The 18782-nt window shown below is 68.4% G+C and carries 21 protein-coding genes and 1 pseudogene; 5 read left to right on the top strand and 17 right to left on the bottom strand.

Annotation, left to right across the window (positions count from 1 at the left end):
• Positions 1–33 precede the first annotated feature (33 nt).
• From EAS64_RS08280 to rplM, 4 genes are read right to left on the bottom strand one after another with little or no spacing between them, the layout of a single operon-like run.
• Complete coding sequence (locus EAS64_RS08280; RefSeq protein ID WP_145852062.1) at positions 34–423, bottom strand: holo-ACP synthase; 390 nt, start codon at positions 421–423, stop codon at positions 34–36.
• The gene (gene glmM / locus EAS64_RS08285; RefSeq protein WP_145852064.1) at positions 420–1784 is read right to left on the bottom strand and encodes a phosphoglucosamine mutase; all 1365 of its coding nucleotides are present in this window, start codon (positions 1782–1784) and stop codon (positions 420–422) included. The genes EAS64_RS08280 and glmM overlap by 4 nt, the downstream gene beginning before the upstream one ends.
• 28 nt (positions 1785–1812) lie before the next feature.
• Positions 1813–2361: a 30S ribosomal protein S9 gene (rpsI, locus tag EAS64_RS08290; RefSeq protein ID WP_145852066.1), complete on the bottom strand. Its 549-nt coding sequence runs from the start codon at positions 2359–2361 to the stop codon at positions 1813–1815.
• Positions 2362–2390: 29 nt separating this feature from the next.
• On the bottom strand, positions 2391–2834 hold the full coding sequence (gene rplM, locus EAS64_RS08295) for a 50S ribosomal protein L13 (RefSeq protein WP_145852068.1): 444 nt from the start codon (positions 2832–2834) through the stop codon (positions 2391–2393).
• Positions 2835–3122: 288 nt separating this feature from the next.
• On the opposite strand from rplM, the gene EAS64_RS08300 reads away from it, so the two are divergent.
• Both EAS64_RS08300 and EAS64_RS47940 read left to right on the top strand, forming a co-directional pair.
• Complete coding sequence (locus EAS64_RS08300; RefSeq protein WP_145852070.1) at positions 3123–4769, top strand: hypothetical protein; 1647 nt, start codon at positions 3123–3125, stop codon at positions 4767–4769.
• Between the two features lie 94 nt (positions 4770–4863).
• Positions 4864–6021, top strand: a complete 1158-nt coding sequence (locus EAS64_RS47940; RefSeq protein WP_246115565.1) for a hypothetical protein — start codon at positions 4864–4866, stop codon at positions 6019–6021.
• A gap of 27 nt (positions 6022–6048) precedes the next feature.
• Here the strand turns inward: EAS64_RS47940 and truA are convergent.
• From truA to infA, 8 genes and pseudogenes are all read right to left on the bottom strand, one after another.
• Positions 6049–6858: pseudogene (truA, locus tag EAS64_RS08305) on the bottom strand (tRNA pseudouridine(38-40) synthase TruA); the annotation flags it as partial.
• A 105-nt stretch (positions 6859–6963) separates the two neighbouring features.
• On the bottom strand, positions 6964–7581 hold the full coding sequence (gene rplQ / locus EAS64_RS08310; protein WP_145852073.1) for a 50S ribosomal protein L17: 618 nt from the start codon (positions 7579–7581) through the stop codon (positions 6964–6966).
• Positions 7582–7658: 77 nt separating this feature from the next.
• Positions 7659–8675: a DNA-directed RNA polymerase subunit alpha gene (locus tag EAS64_RS08315; protein ID WP_145852075.1), complete on the bottom strand. Its 1017-nt coding sequence runs from the start codon at positions 8673–8675 to the stop codon at positions 7659–7661.
• A 77-nt stretch (positions 8676–8752) separates the two neighbouring features.
• A complete protein-coding gene (gene rpsD / locus EAS64_RS08320; RefSeq protein ID WP_145852077.1) occupies positions 8753–9379 on the bottom strand; it encodes a 30S ribosomal protein S4 in 627 nt (208 codons plus the stop codon).
• Between the two features lie 14 nt (positions 9380–9393).
• Positions 9394–9804, bottom strand: a complete 411-nt coding sequence (gene rpsK, locus EAS64_RS08325) for a 30S ribosomal protein S11 (RefSeq protein WP_145852079.1) — start codon at positions 9802–9804, stop codon at positions 9394–9396.
• Between the two features lie 45 nt (positions 9805–9849).
• Positions 9850–10230: a 30S ribosomal protein S13 gene (gene rpsM, locus EAS64_RS08330; RefSeq protein ID WP_145852081.1), complete on the bottom strand. Its 381-nt coding sequence runs from the start codon at positions 10228–10230 to the stop codon at positions 9850–9852.
• Positions 10231–10411: 181 nt separating this feature from the next.
• Entirely contained in the window at positions 10412–10525 is a 114-nt protein-coding gene (rpmJ, locus tag EAS64_RS08335; protein WP_145852083.1) for a 50S ribosomal protein L36, read from the bottom strand.
• A 52-nt stretch (positions 10526–10577) separates the two neighbouring features.
• Positions 10578–10799: a translation initiation factor IF-1 gene (gene infA, locus EAS64_RS08340; protein WP_145852085.1), complete on the bottom strand. Its 222-nt coding sequence runs from the start codon at positions 10797–10799 to the stop codon at positions 10578–10580.
• Between the two features lie 425 nt (positions 10800–11224).
• Here infA and EAS64_RS08345 point away from each other — a divergent pair, with 425 nt between their 5' ends.
• The 3 genes from EAS64_RS08345 to EAS64_RS43405 all read left to right on the top strand — a co-directional run bounded on the left by EAS64_RS08345 (position 11225) and on the right by EAS64_RS43405 (position 13940).
• Entirely contained in the window at positions 11225–11941 is a 717-nt protein-coding gene (locus tag EAS64_RS08345; RefSeq protein WP_145852087.1) for a hypothetical protein, read from the top strand.
• Positions 11942–12090: 149 nt separating this feature from the next.
• On the top strand, positions 12091–12672 hold the full coding sequence (locus tag EAS64_RS08350; RefSeq protein ID WP_187365763.1) for an RNA polymerase sigma factor: 582 nt from the start codon (positions 12091–12093) through the stop codon (positions 12670–12672).
• A 2-nt stretch (positions 12673–12674) separates the two neighbouring features.
• A complete protein-coding gene (locus EAS64_RS43405; RefSeq protein WP_187365764.1) occupies positions 12675–13940 on the top strand; it encodes a hypothetical protein in 1266 nt (421 codons plus the stop codon).
• 47 nt (positions 13941–13987) lie between these two features.
• On the opposite strand, the gene EAS64_RS08360 is transcribed toward EAS64_RS43405, so the two are convergent.
• The 5 genes from EAS64_RS08360 to secY all read right to left on the bottom strand — a co-directional run bounded on the left by EAS64_RS08360 (position 13988) and on the right by secY (position 18710).
• On the bottom strand, positions 13988–15241 hold the full coding sequence (locus EAS64_RS08360) for an EAL domain-containing protein (protein WP_246115588.1): 1254 nt from the start codon (positions 15239–15241) through the stop codon (positions 13988–13990).
• Positions 15242–15355: 114 nt separating this feature from the next.
• The gene (locus EAS64_RS08365) at positions 15356–15811 is read right to left on the bottom strand and encodes a DUF1707 SHOCT-like domain-containing protein (RefSeq protein ID WP_187365765.1); all 456 of its coding nucleotides are present in this window, start codon (positions 15809–15811) and stop codon (positions 15356–15358) included.
• The gene (gene map, locus EAS64_RS08370; protein ID WP_145852094.1) at positions 15801–16670 is read right to left on the bottom strand and encodes a type I methionyl aminopeptidase; all 870 of its coding nucleotides are present in this window, start codon (positions 16668–16670) and stop codon (positions 15801–15803) included. Before map ends, EAS64_RS08365 begins: the two co-directional genes overlap by 11 nt.
• 49 nt (positions 16671–16719) lie before the next feature.
• Positions 16720–17373, bottom strand: coding sequence for an adenylate kinase (locus EAS64_RS08375; protein WP_145852096.1), 654 nt, complete (start codon positions 17371–17373; stop codon positions 16720–16722).
• The gene (gene secY, locus EAS64_RS08380) at positions 17373–18710 is read right to left on the bottom strand and encodes a preprotein translocase subunit SecY (RefSeq protein WP_145852098.1); all 1338 of its coding nucleotides are present in this window, start codon (positions 18708–18710) and stop codon (positions 17373–17375) included. The genes EAS64_RS08375 and secY overlap by 1 nt, the downstream gene beginning before the upstream one ends.
• Positions 18711–18782: the final 72 nt, after the last annotated feature.

Here is an 18782-nt window from a genome sequence, read left to right on the forward strand (position 1 = left end):
GGGGACGGGCACCGGCGACGCGCCCTCTTCAGGTCAGACCCAGCCGAGCCCGGCCGGCCTGCCGCCTCCCGCGCTGCCCTCCGCGATCACAACCGCGCTCGCGATGCCCCCGTCATGGCTGAGCGAGATGTGCCAGCCGATGACGCCGAGGCTGTCCGCCGCGGCCGCCACGGTGCCGCTGACCTGGAGGCGCGGGCGCCCGTCCGGGCCAGAGACGATCTCGGCGTCGGTCCAGAGCAGGCCGCGCGGCGCGCCGAGCGCCTTGGCGAGGGCCTCCTTCGCCGCGAACCGGGCCGCCAGGGAACGCAGCGGCAGGCCTCGTTCGCCTTCGGTGAACAGGCGGCTGGCCATATTCGGAGCCCGGGTGAGTGACTGCTCGAAGCGAGCCACGTCGACGACGTCGATGCCGACGCCAATGATCATGCCATTGCCTGGCGAACCACGTCCGCCAGCCGCCCGGCGACCTCCTCGGCGAGCACGGACTCGCGCGCCTCGACCATGACCCTGATGACCGGCTCGGTCCCGCTCGGCCGCAGCAGGACCCGGCCCGCGTCACCAAGCCGGGACTCGGCCGCGCGCACCGCGTCGGCCACCGCCTCATCGGCCATCGCCCGGTCCTTGTTACCGCGCACGTTGAGGAGCACCTGCGGGTACTTGGTCATCATCTTCCTGGCGGCAGACACCGGAATGCCCATGCTGTTCACCGCGGCGAGCAGGTGCAGGCCGGTCAGCACGCCATCCCCGGTCGTCGCGTGGCCCATCTGGATGATGTGCCCCGACTGCTCGCCGCCGAGCACGTAGCCGCCCTCCGTCATCGCGGCGTAGACATGCTTGTCGCCGACCGGGGTCTCCACCACCCTGATGTCCGACTCCCGCATCGCGGCGTGGAAGCCGAGATTAGACATCACGGTCACCACCACGGCATCGCCGGTGAGCTGGCCGTCCTGCTTGAGCCTGGACGCGAGCACGGTGAGGATCTGGTCACCGTCGAGGGTCTTGCCGTCGCCGTCGATCGCCAGGCAGCGGTCCGCGTCGCCGTCGAAGGCGAGGCCGGCGTCGGCCGCGTGCTCAAGCACCGCCGCCGCCAGTGCGTCCATGTGGGTAGACCCGACGCCCGCGTTGATGTTGTCGCCATCAGGCGCGGCGCCGATCGCGATCACCTCGGCGCCCGCCCTGCGCAGCGCGCGCGGGCCGATGCTGTACGCGGCGCCGTGCGCGCAGTCCACCACTACCCGAAGTCCGCGCAGCGGCGGCTGCCCATCGGCGGACGGCAGGGTGGCGAGCAGGTGGTCGAGGTAGGTCTCGTGCGCGGAGTAGGCGTCGGTGACCCTGCCGAAGACGGGGGAAGCGGATGCCGGCCGCTCACCGCCGTTCATAACGGCCTCGATCTCGTCTTCCGTCTCATCGGGCAGTTTGACGCCGCCGCGCCCGAAGAACTTGATGCCGTTATCCGCGGCGGGATTGTGGCTAGCGGACAGGACGACGCCGAAGTCCGCGTCGAGCGCGCCGGTAAGGTAGGCGACGCCGGGCGTGGGGATGACGCCAAGCCGGAGCACGTCGACACCGGAGCTCGCGAGCCCGGCCACGACGGCCGCCTCGAGAAAGTCCCCCGACGCGCGTGAGTCGCGCCCGATGATCGCGACGGGACGGCGGTCAGAACTGGCAACGGCCGCGGCCGGTGCCAGTACAGGCACCGCCGCGACCGCTAGGTCCATGGCAAGCTGGGCCGTCAGTTCGACGCCGGCGACCCCGCGTACACCGTCAGTACCGAAGATTCGGCCCATATCGGTAAACCTGGGTGGCCAGCCGAGACTAACGCTTGGAGTACTGAGGCGCCTTACGGGCCTTCTTGAGTCCGTACTTCTTCCGCTCCGTAGCCCGGGCGTCCCTGGTGAGGAAGCCGGCCTTCTTCAGCGGCGGGCGGTTCTCCGGGTCCACAAGCGTCAGGGCGCGGGCCACGCCTAGGCGCAGCGCGCCCGCCTGACCGGAAACGCCGCCGCCGCCAATGCGCGCGATGACGTCGAACTGGCCCTCCGCGCCGAGCGTCACGAACGGCTCGCTGACGATCTGCTGGTGAACCTTGTTCGGGAAGTAGACCTCAAGCGTCCGGCCGTTGATCTTCCACTGGCCCGTGCCAGGGACGATGCGCACGCGGGCGATGGCCTCCTTGCGGCGGCCCAGGCCGTTTGCGTGACCGGTGACCACCGGACGGCGCGCGGCGCGCGGCGCGGCGGCCTCCGAGGACTCGGTGGTGTACTCCGACGGGGCGTCCTCGCCGTCGGTTTCTTCCTCGGCGACATACTCCGGATCGAAGTAAGCCGTGTCGTCTGCGGGCGTCTCTACGCCAGTGGGCTCGGCCACGTTGCTCTTCCTCACGCTTCCTTGCGGCGCTACTGGGAAATCTGCCGGATCTCGTACGGCTGCGGCTGCTGCGCCTGATGCGGGTGCGTCGGACCCGCGTAGACCTTGAGCTTGCCCAAGGTCTTGCGGCCGAGGGAGTTCTTGGGAAGCATCCCCTTGACCGCCTTCTCGACGGCCCGCGTCGGGTGCTTGGCCATCATGTCCTTGTAGCTAACCGCGGTCAGGCCGCCCGGGTAACCGGAGTGCCTGTAGGCCTTCTTGTCCTCCAGCTTGGCACCGCTGAGGGCGATCTTGTCCGCGTTGATCACGATGACGAAGTCACCGGTGTCGACGTGCGGAGCGAAAATGGGCTTGTGCTTGCCCCGCAGCAGCACTGCCACATGGCTGGCCAGGCGGCCGAGCACGACGTCGGTGGCGTCGATGACATGCCACTGACGCGTGATGTCACTGTCCTTCGGGCTGAAAGTGCGCACAGTCGTTAAGCCTTCGCATGTGGTTCGTGATCCTCAGGACCCAGTTACCGGCAATCCAAGAGCTGGGTCATCGCAGCCGGAAATGCTGCTCGTCGCGGATGACGCCAATGCAGCATACTCTAATCCACGCCCGCTGCCAAAGTGCGCGCAGACCCTCCTGCCGTGTACCGCACTAGCCTACCGCACCCGCGCAGCGACTCGTGCGCCGCGGGGCCCGGCCGGCCCGTGGTGCCGCAAAAAGGCTGATCTACCCGTGTCGATAGTGGAACCGACGCTAGTCTCAATGATATGGGAAACCGGGGTGAGGACGCCTCCCGCCAGAACGGGGCCTGGGGGCGCCAACCGCCGCGGCAATCGTCGTCGGGCACTGGAGCGGGAGCCGCTGGAGCGTGGGACGACAGGTCACGCGGCTATTGGCAGGACGACGACTATGCCGCCGCGGGCGGCGCAGGGTACGGCCACGGGCCGGAAGACGGCTACCCCGGGCAGGACCCGGGATACGGGCAGAACAACGGACAGTACGACGGTCAGTACGGCGCGGGGCCCGAGCCGGGCTGGGGCGGCAATGCCGGCTACGCACAGCAGCCCGGATACCGCTCGGGCGGCCAGCCGCGGATGGACGGCGGCTACCAGCAGTCCGGCGGATACCCGGCACTGCCGCAGGGCTCGGGCGGGTACCCGGCCCAGCCGCAGGGCTCAGGCGGATACCCAGCACAGGACGCGGGAAACGACTGGTACGGCGGCCAGCCCGCGGCCGCGAACGGCGCGAGCTTCGCGGACACCGGCACCTACCGGCTTAACGGCCGGATCATCGACGAGTACGGCACGGGACCGCGCGGCGCGCTGCGCGACGACGATCTCGACCGCGGCTACCCGCCGGCCCCCGGCCGGCAAGGACACAGCCAGCAGGCACCCGGGACAAGCGGCGGCTACCCCGTCGGCGGCAGCGAATACGACGACTACCGCGACGGCGGCTACCCGAGGCAAGACCCGGGATACGGACAGGACGACTACGGTCAGCCCGCCCCGTACGAGGGCGCGCCCGGCGGCGGCCAGGGCTACGACGACTACGGCGATTACGGCATGGCCCCCGATCCCTACGGCGAGCGCTACGACGACGAGATGGATTCGCGCGGCGGAGATCGCGGCGGTCGCGGAGCGGCCAGGGGCGGCAAGGGCAGAGGGTCCGGCGGCAAGCGGCTGCTGCTCGCCGCGCTCGCGGTCGTTGTTGTCGGCGTCGCCGGGGCCGCGGCCTATGTCTTCGTCCTTAAGCCGAAGTCTCCGGTTACCACCGCGAGCGTGACTGGACCGCTGCCCACCGGCAGCGCACAGTCATCGCAGCAGGCGTGCGACAAGCAACTCGGCATGTACTGTCACATCGAGTTGCGCCAGGACGACCCGACGGCACTGACGACGACCGAACTGTTCCCGCCCGCGTTCAAGATCGAGGCGGACAAGATCTCTTACCAGCTCGTCACCACGAAGCTGGACAAGACCTGCTCGAACGCGGTGATCGGCCCCGACCTCAGCAAGGCGCTGAAGGCCGGCAAGTGCACGCAGGTGCTGCGCGCCACCTATCTGTCGGACGACGGCAAGATCATGGGCACCATCGGCGTGGTCAACCTGGAGACGACCAACCAGGCGCACTACGCCGGGAAGGTCGTCGGACAGGGCGACTTCATCGCGCCGCTGACGGCATCCAAGGGCGTCGCGCAGAAGCTCGGCAAGGGCACGGGCGTGGTGGAGGCCCAGTTCAAGGGCCACTATCTGATCCTGACCTGGTCCGAGTTCGTTGACGGCACCACGCCGTCGACGTCCGCGCAGGACAAGCAGCTGGAACAGTTCGGCAACGACCTGGTGTCGGGAACCGCGAACATCAGCCTCACCCAGCGCATGGTCACTGGTGCGCCGTCCGCCCCAGGCACCTCTAATTAGGTGGCCAATAGTTAAGAAGCTATAACGAGCGCAACCATCGCGGCGACAACGGTGTCCAAAGAGACGCTACAGGGGCTTAGCGAAGGGGTGCTCGATGTTCAGCAGCGTAAGGCGGCGCACCAGGGCCGCGATGATCGCCGGGATAAGCGCGTCGGTTGTGCTCGGCGGGGGAGCCATCGGTACGGCGGTCGCGTCGGCGGGGACGCAGGCGACCACGGCAGCGGCGAGCGTGCCGTGGGCGTCCGTTGGGCCGGGCTGGGTCCTTGACATGTACTCGAAGGCGCCAGGGACTAAGAAGGCGCCGACCACGCTGTACCTGGTCAGCCCGGCCGGCACGAAATACGCCTTGCACATGTGGAAGGCAACGCAGGCACCGCCAGTGCTGATCGCGTGGGCGGGCAGCAAGACCGAGGCGCTGTTCCAGCTCGTCTCTGCCAAGACCGGGCCCATTGCCGAGTGGGGCGAGATGAACCTGCGGACGGGAAAGACCACCGTCGTCACGTTCGGCAAGGCCTCGCCCATCGGCTTCACGCGACCGACCGGGCAGCAGATACTCGGCGGCTACGTTAGCGGCGGCAACAGCGTCACGATCGCCCGCTACACCCAGGCTGGCGGGCTGGTGAAGAAGCTGGTCACGGAGAGCATCAAGTACCTCGGCGGCTTCGGCCTTCCCCCGTCCGTGTACTCGGTGGACGGGACGGAGATCGCGGTGGGCGCGGCGAACGGCGTGCATCTCATCAGCAACGCAGGAGGGGTGCTGAAGAAGCTGCCAGTGCCAGGCGCGGATACGAGATATGGCTGCTCCCCCGTTCGCTGGTGGACCAAGAGCACCCTTCTCCTGGAGTGCATGCCGAAGACCGGCTTCGGGCCGCAGCTGTGGCTGACGCCGGCCAACGGCGCAAGGCCAGTCGCCCTGACCCCCGTCCGCAAGACAGGATTCGACCTCGGCGACATCGGCGCCTGGAAACTGTCATCCGGCCTGTACCTGCAGTCCCTCGGCGCCTGCGGCACGCTCGAGCTCAACAAGCAGGCGAAGAACGGCTCAGTCACCCGGGTCACCGTCCCCGGCGCCACCGACAGCCCGGTGGTGGTCACCGCGACCACGTCACGGCTCCTCGTCTGGCAGCGCGGCTGCGATGGCCTGGGCGGCCAGCTCGTCTGGTTCAACCCGGCCACCAGGGCAGAAAAGTGGCTCACTAAGTCCGGCTCGTTCCAGGTCATCGCCTACAACAGCACGGAGAACGCCGCCTAAGCCGTCGGCATCGCCCTCGCCCGGTGCGTCCGCGGTCCGAACCCGCCGGGTGAGGGCTGCCCTGTCCGCCAGCTGATCCGGCGGCGGGTAGCCGACCTCTTCGAGCGACAGGCCGTGCGGCGGCACGACGCGGACGGCCGGATCCCTGGCCCCGGCGGCGAGCACCTCGGCCGGCCAGGACGTTGGACGGCTGCCCTCACCGACCGGGAGCAGCGCGCCGACGAGGGCGCGGACCATGTTGTGGCAGAAGGCGTCCGCGATCACCCGGCCGGTGGCCACACCGTCCGGGCCACGCTCCCAGTCGAGCCTGCGCAGCGCCCGCACGGTGGTCGCGCCCTCCCGCTTGCGGCAGAACGAGGCGAAGTCGTGCTCGCCGGTCAACGCCGTGGCGGCCTCGTTCATCGCGGCAAGGTCGAGCGGCCGCGGATTCCACAGCGTGTCGTGCCGCCGCAGCGGATCCGCGCGGGCCGGATCGTCGCAGATCCGGTAGGCGTACCGTCGCCACAGCGCGGAGAACCGCGCGTCGAATCCGTCGGGCGCCTGCGCTATCGCGCGCACCCGCACGTCGGGCGGCAGTGCCCGCGACAGCCGGCGCAGCGCCGCGTCTGCGTGCGCCGCCCAGGCATATGACGGCACGTCGGCGTGCGCCACCTGCCCGCGCGCGTGCACTCCGGCGTCGGTCCGCCCCGCCACGGTCAGCCGGGCCGCTTCGGGCAGCCGCAGCACGTGGCCGAGCGCCTCGGAGAGCACCCCCTCAACGGTCCTGCGTTCCGGCTGCGCCGCCCACCCGGAGAACCCGCCGCCGTCATAGGCGAGATCAACCCTGACCCGCACCACGTCCGAGCCGGCCACCAGGGCAACCTCCTCACAGGAAAGACGAAAACGGGCAGCCGCGGTGTCAACCGCGAGCTGCCCGTACTCGTCAGCCACAAGACGGAGCTGTTACTTCTCCGGCTCAGCCTCGGCGTCCGCCTCGGTGTCCTCGGTGTCCTCGGCGTCGTCGGCCTCGGTCTCCTCGGCCGCGCTGTCCTCGACCTCAGCGGTCTCGGTGTCGACGACCTCGGCCTCCTCGGCCTCGGCGGCCGAGTCGGTGGTCTCCTCGACCGCCTCCGCCGGGGCGGCGGACGCGGCCGGGGCGGCCGCGCGGCGAGTGCGCCGGCGAGGCTTGCTGGTGCCAGCCTCTTCCCTGACCAGCTCGATGACCGCCATCGGGGCGGCGTCGCCCTTGCGGGGACCAATCTTGGTGATCCGCGTGTACCCGCCTGGACGCTCTGCCATGGCCGGGCCGATCTCGGCGAACAGGGTGTGCACGATGCGGTCACCCGATCCCGCACTCCGGTGATTAGGCAGAATCACCGTCTCCGCTTGCCGACGGGCGTGCAGGTCGCCGCGCTTGGCGAGGGTGATCAACTTCTCCGCGTACGGGCGCAGGCGGCGTGCACGAGCCTCGGTCGTGGTGATCTTCCCGTGCTCGAACAGAGAGCTAGCCAGGTTCGCCAGCATGTGCCTCTGGTGAGCCGGGCTGCCCCCCATCCGGGCACCCTTGGTAGGCGTGGGCATTGAAACCCTCTTTCGTGTCTTCCGGGGGGACAAGCCCCTTGTTCCCCCCGGCTAGCGCCAGGGTCTAACTGATTGATCTAGTACTGCTCGGTCTCGACGTAGCTCTCGTCGTCGTCTCCGGCGAAGGAGTCGACGGCGCTGCTCGGGTCGAACCCGGGCGGCGAGTCCTTGAGCGCCAGGCCCATGTCGACCAGCTTCTGCTTGACTTCCTCGATCGACTTGGCGCCGAAGTTGCGGATGTCGAGCAGGTCCTGCTCGCTGCGGGCGACGAGCTCACCCACGGTGTGGATGCCCTCGCGCTTGAGGCAGTTGTAAGACCGGACCGTGAGGTTGAGGTCCTCGATCGGCAGTGCCAGGTCCTGCGCTAGCGCGGCGTCACTCGGCGACGGGCCGATGTCGATGCCCTCGGCGTCGACATTGAGCTCGCGAGCCAGGCCGAACAGCTCGGTCAGCGTCTTGCCCGCACTGGCTACGGCGTCCCGCGGACGCATGCACGGCTTGGTCTCGACGTCGAGGATGAGCCGGTCGAAGTCGGTGCGCTGCTCGACTCGGGTGGCCTCTACCTTGTAGGTCACGCGGAGCACCGGCGAGTAGATGGAGTCGATCGGAATCCGGCCGATCTCCTGGCCCGGCTGCTTGTTCTGCGTCGCGGAGACGTAACCGCGGCCGCGCTCGACCGTGAGTTCCATCTCCAGCTTGCCCTTGCTGTTGAGCGTGGCGATGTGCAGCTCGGGGTTGTGCACCTCGACGCCCGCGGGCGGCGCGATGTCCGCCGCGGTGACCGCGCCAGGGCCCTGCTTGCGCAGGTACATGACGACCGGCTCGTCGTGCTCGGAGGAGACGACAAGCTGCTTGAGGTTGAGGATGACGTCGGTGACATCCTCCTTGACCCCGGGCACCGTGGTGAACTCGTGCAGGACGCCCTCGATGCGGATCGAGGTGACCGCTGCCCCCGGAATGGAAGACAGCAGGGTCCGCCGGATCGAGTTGCCGATCGTGTAGCCGAAGCCTGGCTCCAGCGGCTCGATCGTGAACTTCGACCGGTAGTCGCCGACCTGCTCCTCCCCCAGGGAGGGGCGCTGTGCGATGAGCATGACACTTTCCTTTCCGCCGGACCGCTATATGACCGGCGAACGGCGGCAGGGCGGCTGTCGCCCCGCCGTTTTGCCGACTACTTGGAGTAGTACTCGACGATGAGCTGCTCTTGGACCAGGGTGTCGATCTGAGCCCGGGCCGGGAGCGAGTGGACGAGGATGCGCATTTGGTCGGGCATGACCTCAAGCCACGCCGGGACGGTGCGCTCGCCGGCCTCCGCGCGGGCGACGACCATCGGGGTCAGCTCAAGCGACTTGGCCGTGACCTCGATGACGTCGTTCTCGCTCACCCGGTAGGACGGGATGTCCACCCGGCGGCCGTTGACCAGGATGTGGCCGTGCCCAACTAGCTGCCGGGCCATGTCTCGGCTCTTGGCGAAGCCGGCGCGGTAGACCACGTTGTCGAGACGGCTCTCCAGGATCTGGAGCAGCGCCTCGCCGGTACGGCCGGACTTGTGGGTGGCCTCGACGTAGTAGCCGTGGAACTGCTTCTCGAGCACCCCGTAGATGCGGCGAGCCTTCTGCTTCTCGCGGATCTGCAGCAGGTACTCGCTGTCCTTCTGGCGGATCCGGCCGTGCTCACCCGGCGGGTAGGGACGGATCTCGATCGGGCACTTCGGCGAGTCGCACTTGGCGCCCTTGAGGAAAAGCTTGACCTTCTCACGGCGGCACAGCTTGCAGTCCGCCCCGGTGTAACGAGCCATCTGTCTATGTCTCCTCAGACGCGCCGGCGCTTCGGCGGGCGGCAGCCATTGTGCGGAACGGGGGTTACGTCCTGGATCGAGCCGACCTCAAGGCCGGTCGCCTGCAGTGACCGGATGGCGGTCTCCCGGCCGGAGCCCGGCCCCTTGACGAAGACGTCGACCTTGCGCATCCCGTGCTCCATGGCACGGCGCGCCGCGGCCTCCGCGGCCTGCTGGGCGGCGTACGGGGTCGACTTGCGCGAACCCTTGAACCCAACCTGCCCTGAGGACGCCCACGAGATCACGTTCCCTGTCGGGTCGGTGATCGAGACGATGGTGTTGTTGAACGTAGACCGGATGTGGGCGTGCCCGTGAGCTACGTTCTTCCGCTCCTTGCGGCGCACCTTCTTGGCTGCGCCCTGCTGGCTGCTCTTGCGAGGCGGCATCTGCTTCCTGATTCCTTAGGAGGTGATCGATCCCGAAGGGGACTACTACTTCTTCCCGACCTTCTTCTTGCCGGCGACGGTCTTCTTCTTGCCCTTACGGGTGCGCGCGTTGGTCTGCGTCCGCTGACCGTGCACCGGAAGCCCCCTGCGGTGCCTGATGCCCTGGTAGCAGCCGATCTCGATCTTGCGCCGGATGTCGGCGGCCACCTCGCGGCGGAGGTCACCCTCGACCTGGTAGTTGGCGTCGATCCATTCGCGTAGCTTCTGCAGGTCGTCGTCGCCGAGAGCGTGAACCCGGATGTCGCCGCTCACGCCGGTTGCCGAGAGAGTCTCGGTGGCCCGGGTGCGGCCGATGCCGTAGATATATGTCAGCGCGATCTCAAGCCGCTTCTCACGCGGCAGGTCGACGCCAGAGAGACGTGCCATCTTGGGCAGTTCTCCTTCGTGTGGTGGAGGTCCTCCGCCCCGCTCCCGCCCCTGCCCGAGGCGGCCCCGGCCTCCAACCGGGGGTGACGGCGCTGCCCCGCAGGGAGCAGCGGCCGCGCGCGGTGCGCGTATTGCTTCGCTTATTCGGTTGTCAGTAGTAAACAGGCGCGACTGGCGCTGCTTAGCCCTGGCGCTGCTTGTGCCGGGGGTCCGAGCAGATCACCATGACGCGGCCGTGGCGACGGATGATCCTGCACTTGCTGCAGATCTTCTTGACGCTCGGCTTGACCTTCACGGCAAACTTCTCCTCTTTGCTGGGCTCCGGGAACGTGCCCGGACAGGTGCCCTTACTTGTACCGGTAGACGATGCGACCGCGGCTCAGGTCATAAGGACTGAGCTCAACGACCACCCGGTCATCCGGCAGGATACGGATGTAGTGCATCCGCATCTTCCCGCTGATGTGGGCGAGTACCTTGTGCCCGTTGTCCAGCTCCACTCGGAAGAAGGCGTTCGGCAACGTCTCGACCACCGTGCCCTCGATCTCGATGGCGCCGTCTTTCTTGGGCATATCCTCCGCGATTCATTCTGCGTAGTCATGGTTTGGTATCGCCGCTGTCCGCAGCAGCCCAGGCGAGAAGCGCTGGGCTGAACGTGACGCACTCCCCCGTGGTCACCGTGCCTCTCAAGGAGCACGGCACCTGACGGAAAGCCAGCCGACGGGCCGCAGCAGAGTCTACTGTACCCATCCCACGAACGCGAACCGGCTGCACAACACCAAGACCGCGCGACCTATTCCCCCTGTGGAACTAGGCGCTCCACGCCAAGCAGGGGATCGCGCGGCTGAATGGATGCATCCGCATATCAAGTGTACCCGATAACGCGATCCGGCCCGCCACAGGCTCTGTGAGCTGGGCGAGTAACGAATCTCGGCAGTCGTGCGCTGTCGGCATGTAAACCCGGGCACGGATGCACGGGGCTGACGGAAGGCAGATCATGCGTTCAACCCTCACGCGGATCCTGGTCGGCGCGGCCATCGCGGCGACCGCGGTCGGCACGGCAGTCGGCACGGCCGGCGCCGCCGGCGCGACGGCGAAGACCCACACCACCCTGTCCATCGTGGCGGGCAGGTCCACCATCACGGCCGGGCAGACGGACACGGTCAGCGGCGCGCTCAGGGCCGCCGACAAGTCGTCGACCGCCAAGAAGACTGTTGAGCTGAAGCGGTACAACGTCAAGCTGAAGAAGTGGGTGCTGGAGAAGGCCAACCTGACCGGCAAGAACGGCTGGGTCCGGTTCACCGTCAAGCCCTCCGTCACCAGCAGGTTCGAGCTCGTCTTCCCCGGCAACAAGACGCTTGCCGGCAGCCACAGCGGCGTGGTGACCATCCACGTCAGGCCGGCTAAGACCGCGACCCAGCTGACCATCGCCGCGAACCCGAGCACCATCAAGGTGGGAAGCACCACCACGATCAGCGGTGACCTGACCGCCGGGACCACGGCGCTGCCGAAGCGGCTCGTTTACCTCTACCGCTGGAACGCGACCACCAAGCACTGGGACAAGGTCTCGGTGAACGTCACCGGCCCGAAGGGCGGGGTGTCCTTCGTACGCAAGCCGCCGGTCGGCTCGGTCACCTTCGAGCTCGTGTTCTTCGGCTCGCCGAAGCTGGCGGCCGCGCACAGCGCCCCGGTGACGGTCACGGTCAACAGCTAACGTACGGCACCACCCTCCGCAGCGCGGGGACACGCCGGCGGGCCTGGCTCACTGAGCCGGGTCCGCCGGCCGTACTGTCCGCGCGCGAAGGCGGCGTAGACGGGATATGTCAGCATTCGGGGCGGCGAATGTGGGAGCATGCTGACGCGATGGTGACCGAAGCGGGCGGGACCGCGTTCGACGATGCGCTCGTCCGCGCCAGGTGCGGCGACGAGACCGGCTTCCTGGTGCTCTGGGAGGCCCTGCAGCCACGGCTCCTCCGCTACCTGCAGGTCATCGGCTGCGATGACGTCGACGACGTGGCCGGAGAGACCTGGCTCCAGGTGGTCCGCGACCTGCCGAAGTTCAAGAAGGGCGGCGCGGATGAGTTCCGGGCCTGGCTGTTCACCATCGGCAGGCACCGGGCCGTCGACGCCGCCAGGTCACGCACGCGATTCCGTGACAAGGTACTGACCGCCGAGGCGATGCCGCCGGCGGCGACACCCGCAGGTTCAGTAGAGGAAGAGGTGCTTCACCGGCTGTCAACCCGGCAGGCCATCGCCTTGGTCGCCGGGCTGTCCAAGGACCAGGCCGAGGTAGTCGCGCTGCGAGTAATCGCCGGGCTGGACACCGAGGCCGTCGCCAAACTGCTGCGCAAGTCTCCCGGCGCGGTCCGGGTCGCGCTCCACCGCGGACTGCGCGCCCTGTCCGATGATCCGCGCATTCACCAGATAGAGAGGGTGGACCAGTGAGCATGCCTCGCGAACCTGGCCTCGACCGTCTCATCATGGCGCTGACCACGGACGGCGATCCCGCAGAGCTCGCGGGCCGCGATGCTGCGCTCGCCGCGTTCCGCGCGGCCAGCCAGTCGCCGCGCCGCGCCCCCCGGCGCAGCCCGCTCAGCCTGCTGCCCGCCAGGCTCGCCGCCGTCCTGGCCGCCGGAGCCGCCGCGCTCGCCGGGGTGACCGCCGCGGCCTACGCGCAGGCGCTGCCCGCTCCCGTGCAGCAGATCGCGCACACCATGTTCGCGCCGCTCGGCGTGCCGGACATTCAGCAGCAGCCGGCCAACCCTGGCCACGCGCACCGCACCGCCACTGCCACCGGCCAGGCGAGCACTCCGGGCAGCGGTCCGCAGGGGGCCGGCTGCCCGTGCCCGGCCAGCACGTCCGCGACACCCTCGCCAACGGCCGGCGGGCACCTCGCGCTCACCCTGTTCGCGGCCCGCGTGCACGTCCCCGCCTACGCGGTCGACGTGTTCACCGGGCGGGTCACCCAGCACGGGCACGCCGCCGCCGGGATCAGGGTCAAGCTGCTCGAGCGCCCCGCGGGATCGACCACGTGGCGGCTCGCGGCCAGCGGCAAGACAGGTCCGCACGGCGGATTCCGCCTGCTGACACCACGACTGACGACGACCTCCGCGTTCCGGGTGTCCGGCCCTGGCAGCTCGCACAGCACCGGGGTCAGGGTGACGGTCGGCGCGCGCGTCCGGCTCAAGCTCGTCGCGGGCAAGGTCAACGACCACCTGATCGTCATCGCGCGTGCCGCACGTCCCGGCGATATGGCGGTGCTCGAGGAACTCGTCGCGGGCAACTGGACCCGGGTGAACAGTCGGGCGCTCGGCGCCGCCTACCAGGCGTCGTTCGTTGTCCCGGCCAAGACCGCGGCCGCGCACCACTACCGCGGCGTGGTGCTCATCGCGGGCTTCCGCGTGCCGGGCGCCGCCCTGTGGGTGCCGCGCGCCAAGCACACCACTGGTGCCACGATCATCGGTGGCCCAAGCCCGTCGCCGACACTGACCTCGATGCCGTCACCGACAACGACGATCACGGCTCAGCCGACGCCGACCGACTCTGGCAGCCCGTCGCCGACGGGCTCCGCGCCGCCTGGCGCCACCCCGTCGCCGACCGGCCCGTCGAGCCCCGCGCCGACCCCCGCGCCCAGCGGGTCCGCGGACCCCACGGACTCGCCGACCCCGCCAGCGACGCCGTCCAGTGACAGCCAGTCGGCGCACTTCCTCTGACGCTGCTGCCTTCCCGGCCGCCCGCCGCCCGCCGTCAGCGGACACCGTCAGCCGCTGGCAGGCTGAGGTCCTAGCTGCCGCAGCAGGCAGCGGGCGGCGGTCGTGATCCGCGGGCGGTCGTGGATTAGGCCGAAGTAAAAGTCGGGTTGGGTCGTATGTGTCTGTCGCGCCACCACCGCCACGGCTGTGCTTGGGCTGACCGCGATGATCGCGTACTGCCCGTCTAGCGCCGGGTCGTGTGGTTGTGAACCCCGCACGCCGGGCGCGGGCTCAGGCGGCATGCCCACGCCGATTACGCCGGTCATTACCTGGCGGCGGGCCATCTCGCTCAAAGCGCGCAGGTGGTCCTTCGTTAGCACTTGGGGGTCGGGGACGAGCACGAGCAGGAGTGCGGGAGGCTGGAGATGCTGCCCGTGACGGAAGACCTCATCAGCCAGGCAGCGCACCAGGTCACGGGGCGCGCGACTGATCTGCTGGCCGCCCAGCACCTCAAACGGCGAGCGCACGTCCTCTAGTCCCAACTCGGACCGGATCGACATGTGGGCCTCGTGTTCTTCGGCGGGCGTGGGATCGTCGGTCGGTTTCCCGTAGAGCCACCCCTGCGCCAGCGGAGCCCCGAACGCGCGGACCACCTCGTCGTGCTGCTTGGTTTCGACGCCTTCGGCGAGGATGGTGGCGCCCGTTCGCTCGACCTCCTCGTAGGCAAGGTGGAGGACCGTCATCGCCTCCGGGCTCGGGGTACCCTGGGTCACCTTCAAGTCGAGCTTGATGACGTCTGGCCGGACTACCGGAAGCAAGGACATTGCCCGGACATCCGCGCCGACATCGTCGAGGGCCAGGCCGGTGATGGTCGGCCGTTGCCGGGCGATGCCTTCGAGCAGGGTACGCGGATCGTGGTCCAGCGACCGTTCGGTGATCTCCAGGACGATACGGAACTTGCGGAACGCTTCCTCGATATCCGGCCAAAGATCCGGCGGGCAGTGCGAAGTCAGTGCCACCGGCTCGATGTTGAGGAACAGCAGATCGTTCGGTGCCAGGCGGGCGGCAAGAGCGGCTCGGCTCGCCGAGGCGCGCGCGATCCAGTCGAGCTCCGCGACGCGGTTCTGCCGGTATGCCTCGTTGATCAGCGCGTCCGGCGACTCCAAGATGGACCCCGCCGGGCCACGGATCAAGCCCTCGTACCCGGCCACCTTCCCCGACTCGACCCTGACGATCGGCTGGAACACCGTTCGCAGCAAGCGATCGTGCAGTACGCGCTCAAACTCGTTTTCTACTGTCGTCCCGGGATTGGAACGAGCCATCACGACCCCCCGCCGTCAGGTGCACTAAGGGTAACCCGCTGCTACCTGGTAGGGATCGTCGGGGATCTTCATGCCAAGGTCAGGCCCGCTGACACGCCTCTCGGACTTCCGCGCTCAGAGTTGGCCCGGCGGACGCCTGGCGATGGTGAGCGCCCACGGAATGACGATGAGCAGAAACCACGGCAGCCAGGCCGCGCCGCCCGCGACGATGCCGACACCGAGCCAGATGATCAGCAGCAGCCCGCTGGCAGCCGTCCAGGTCAGCCAGGAGGTGATCCGTTGCAGCGGCGGGCCATCGCCGCGCCTGTTCAGCCCGGGGCCGCCGCGGCGGCGCACCGCGCCGGGCGGCGCCGGGCGGATGCCTGCCGAGGGAAGCTGGTACAGGTCGATAGCGGGCAGGTCGGCGAGCAGCGCGTCGAGTTCGCCGAGCGTCCGCGCGGCGAACACCTTGCCGAGCCGCTCCTCGAACTCCTCGCCGGTCAGCCTGCCAACCGCATGATGCTCGCGCAGCAGCGCGGCCGTCCGGTCGCGGTCCGCGTCGGAGGCACGCAGCCGCGGGTCACCCGGCATCGGGCCCGCCATCGGTGACAGAAACGGCGGGCCCCCGCAGAGTCAGCCGCACCCGTTCGGAATGGCCTGTTTCTGATTTTTCCTCTTCGCGTGCCGTCAGTACCCACGGACCCTCGGGGGTGATGGCCACCGTGTGCTCGAAGTGCGCCGAACGCGACCCGTCCACGGATACGACGGTCCACCCATCGTCAAGCTCGGCGACGTGCCGGCTGCCGCGGGTGATCATCGGCTCGATCGCCAGCGCCATCCCCGCCCGCAGCCGCGGCCCCTGCCCGGGTGGCCCGTAGTTGCGGACGGCCGGGTCCATGTGCATTTCCGTCCCGATGCCATGGCCGGTGTACTCCTGGATCAGCCCGTAGCTGCCTGAGGCGCGCACCGACCGCTCGACCGCGTGCGAGATGTCGCTCAGGCGGCCGCCGGGGACCGCCTGAGCTATCCCGGCCCACATCGATGCCTGGCAGGCGTCGAGCAGCGCCTGGTCGGCGGGATCGATCTCACCCACGCCGAGGGACAGGGCGGAGTCCCCGTGCCATCCGTCGAGAATGGCGCCGCAGTCGATGGAGATCACGTCGCCGGTCCGCAGCACCTGATCCCAGCTCGGGATGCCGTGCACCACCTGCTCGTTGAGCGACGTGCAGATCGAAGCGGGAAAGCCGAAGTAGCCGAGGAACGACGGCACGGCCCCGGCCGCCCGGATCTCGCGCTCGGCGATCGAGTCAAGCTCGGCCGTGCTGATCCCCGGCCGCACGGCCTCCTTGAGCACCGTCAGCGTCCGCGCGACGACCTGGCCGGCCGCATGCATGCGGTCAATCTGCTCAGGCGACTTGACCTGAATAGCCGGTTCCTTCCGCAGCCGCATGCCGCACCTCCAGATTCCACGCTACCCGCAGAGCCGCGCGCCTGGTCTTTCAGTGAACATACGGCTGCAGCGCGGAAAGCGCGCGCGCAGTGACCTCTTCAACCGGCCCTGTCGCGTCAAGGCCGACCAGGATTCCCTCGTCGGCATAGAAGGCGATCAGCGGCGACGTCTGTGAGCTGTACACCACGAGGCGGTGCCTGATGACCTCTTCCTTGTCATCGTCTCGCTGGAACAGCTCGCCGCCGCAGTCGTCGCAGATTCCGGGCTGCGACGGCGGGTCGTAAAGCAGGTGCCAGACCCGCTCGCAGCGCCGGCAGGTGCGCCGCCCGGACAGCCGCCGGACGACCTCCTCCTCGTCAACGACGAGTTCGAGCACGACCGTCAGCCGCTGGTCGAGCTCGGCAAGCATCTTCTTCAGCGTATCGGCCTGGGGGACGTTCCGCGGAAAGCCGTCGAGCAGGAAGCCCGCCTTGGCGTCCGCCTCGGCAAGCCGGTCCCTGACCATCGCCACGGTGACCTCGTCGGGCACGAGGTCACCGCGGTCCATGTACTCCTTGGCCTTCACGCCAAGGTCGGTGTTGTTCGCGACGTTGTACCGAAAGATGTCACCTGTCGAAATGCGCGGGATCGCCAGGTGGGACGCGATGAAGTGGGCCTGAGTCCCTTTGCCCGCTCCGGGGGGCCCGACAAGGACGATGCGCACTACCGCAGGAAACCTTCGTAATTGCGCTGCTGCAGCTGGCTCTCGATCTGCTTGACCGTGTCCAGGCCGACGCCGACCATGATGAGCAGGCTCACGCCGCTGAACGGGAACTGGTTACCCACGCCGAGCTGAGCGAGCGCGACGAGCGGGAAGAGCGCGACGAGGCCGAGGTAGAGCGACCCGGGAGCGGTGAGCCTGGTGAGCACGTAGCTGAGGTACTCGGCGGTGGGCCGTCCTGGCCTGATGCCGGGGATGAAGCCGCCGTACTTCTTCATGTTGTCGGCTACTTCGACCGGGTTGAACGTGATCGACACGTAGAAGAACGTGAACGCGATGATCAGCACGAAGAAGGCGAGCAGGTAGATCCACATCGTGGACAGCGTCCCTGAGTTGCCGACCTCTAGGTAGCGCTGCACCCAGGAGACCCAGCCCTGCGGGTGGGTCTGGCTGCCGAACAGCGATATCGCGAGCTGCGGGATGTACAGCAGGCTGGACGCGAAGATGACCGGGATGACGCCCGCCAGGTTCACCTTCATCGGGATATAGGTGGACGTGCCGCCGTACATCCGCCGGCCCACCATGCGCTTGGCGTACTGTACGGGGATGCGCCGCTGCGCCTGTTCCATGAAGACCACGAACGCGATAACCACGAAGACCACGAGCACCGAGAGAATGCCGGTGAACGCCTTCTTCGTCTGGAAGATCGTCAGCAGCTCGCCGGGGATGACCGCGATGACCTGCGTAAAGATCATGACCGACATGCCGTTGCCGACGCCGCGGTCGGTGATGAGCTCGCCCATCCACATGATGACCGCGGTGCCCGCCACCATGGTGGTCACCATCGTCGCGATGCTGAAGACCGACGCGTGGGGGATGATCGGGTAGGTGTTGATGTCGCAGTTCGGGAAGAGCGTGCCGCTGCGGGCGAGTTCGATGTACCCGGTGGACTGGAGCACCGCCAGGCCGATCGTCAGGTACCTGGTGTACTGCGTGATCTTCGCCTGGCCGGCCTGGCCCTCGTTCTTCAGCGTTTCGAGCCGCGGGATGACCACGGTGAGCAGCTGGAGAATGATGCTCGCGGTGATGTACGGCATGATGCCGAGCGCGAACACCGACATGTACTTGAGCGCGTTTCCGCTCAGCAGGTCGACGATCTGCAGTGTGCTCGCCAGGCCGGACTGGGCCGCGACGCCTGCGCAGTGCGACACGTTGGACTGGTCGATGCCCGGGGCGGGCAGCGACGAGCCGAACCTGAACAGCGCGATAATGCCAAGCGTAAAAAGCAGCTTTTTGCGCAGGTCGGGCGTCCTGAACGCCCGGATGAACGCGGTCAGCATGCGTGATCCCTCTTCATCGGCGGAACCTGCGTATCAGCGGCTTCCGTATCCTACCCGGAGGCGCACCCATGC

This window comes from Trebonia kvetii, assembly GCF_007827045.1.
Classification (GTDB): Bacteria; Actinomycetota; Actinomycetes; order Streptosporangiales; family Streptosporangiaceae; genus Trebonia; species Trebonia kvetii.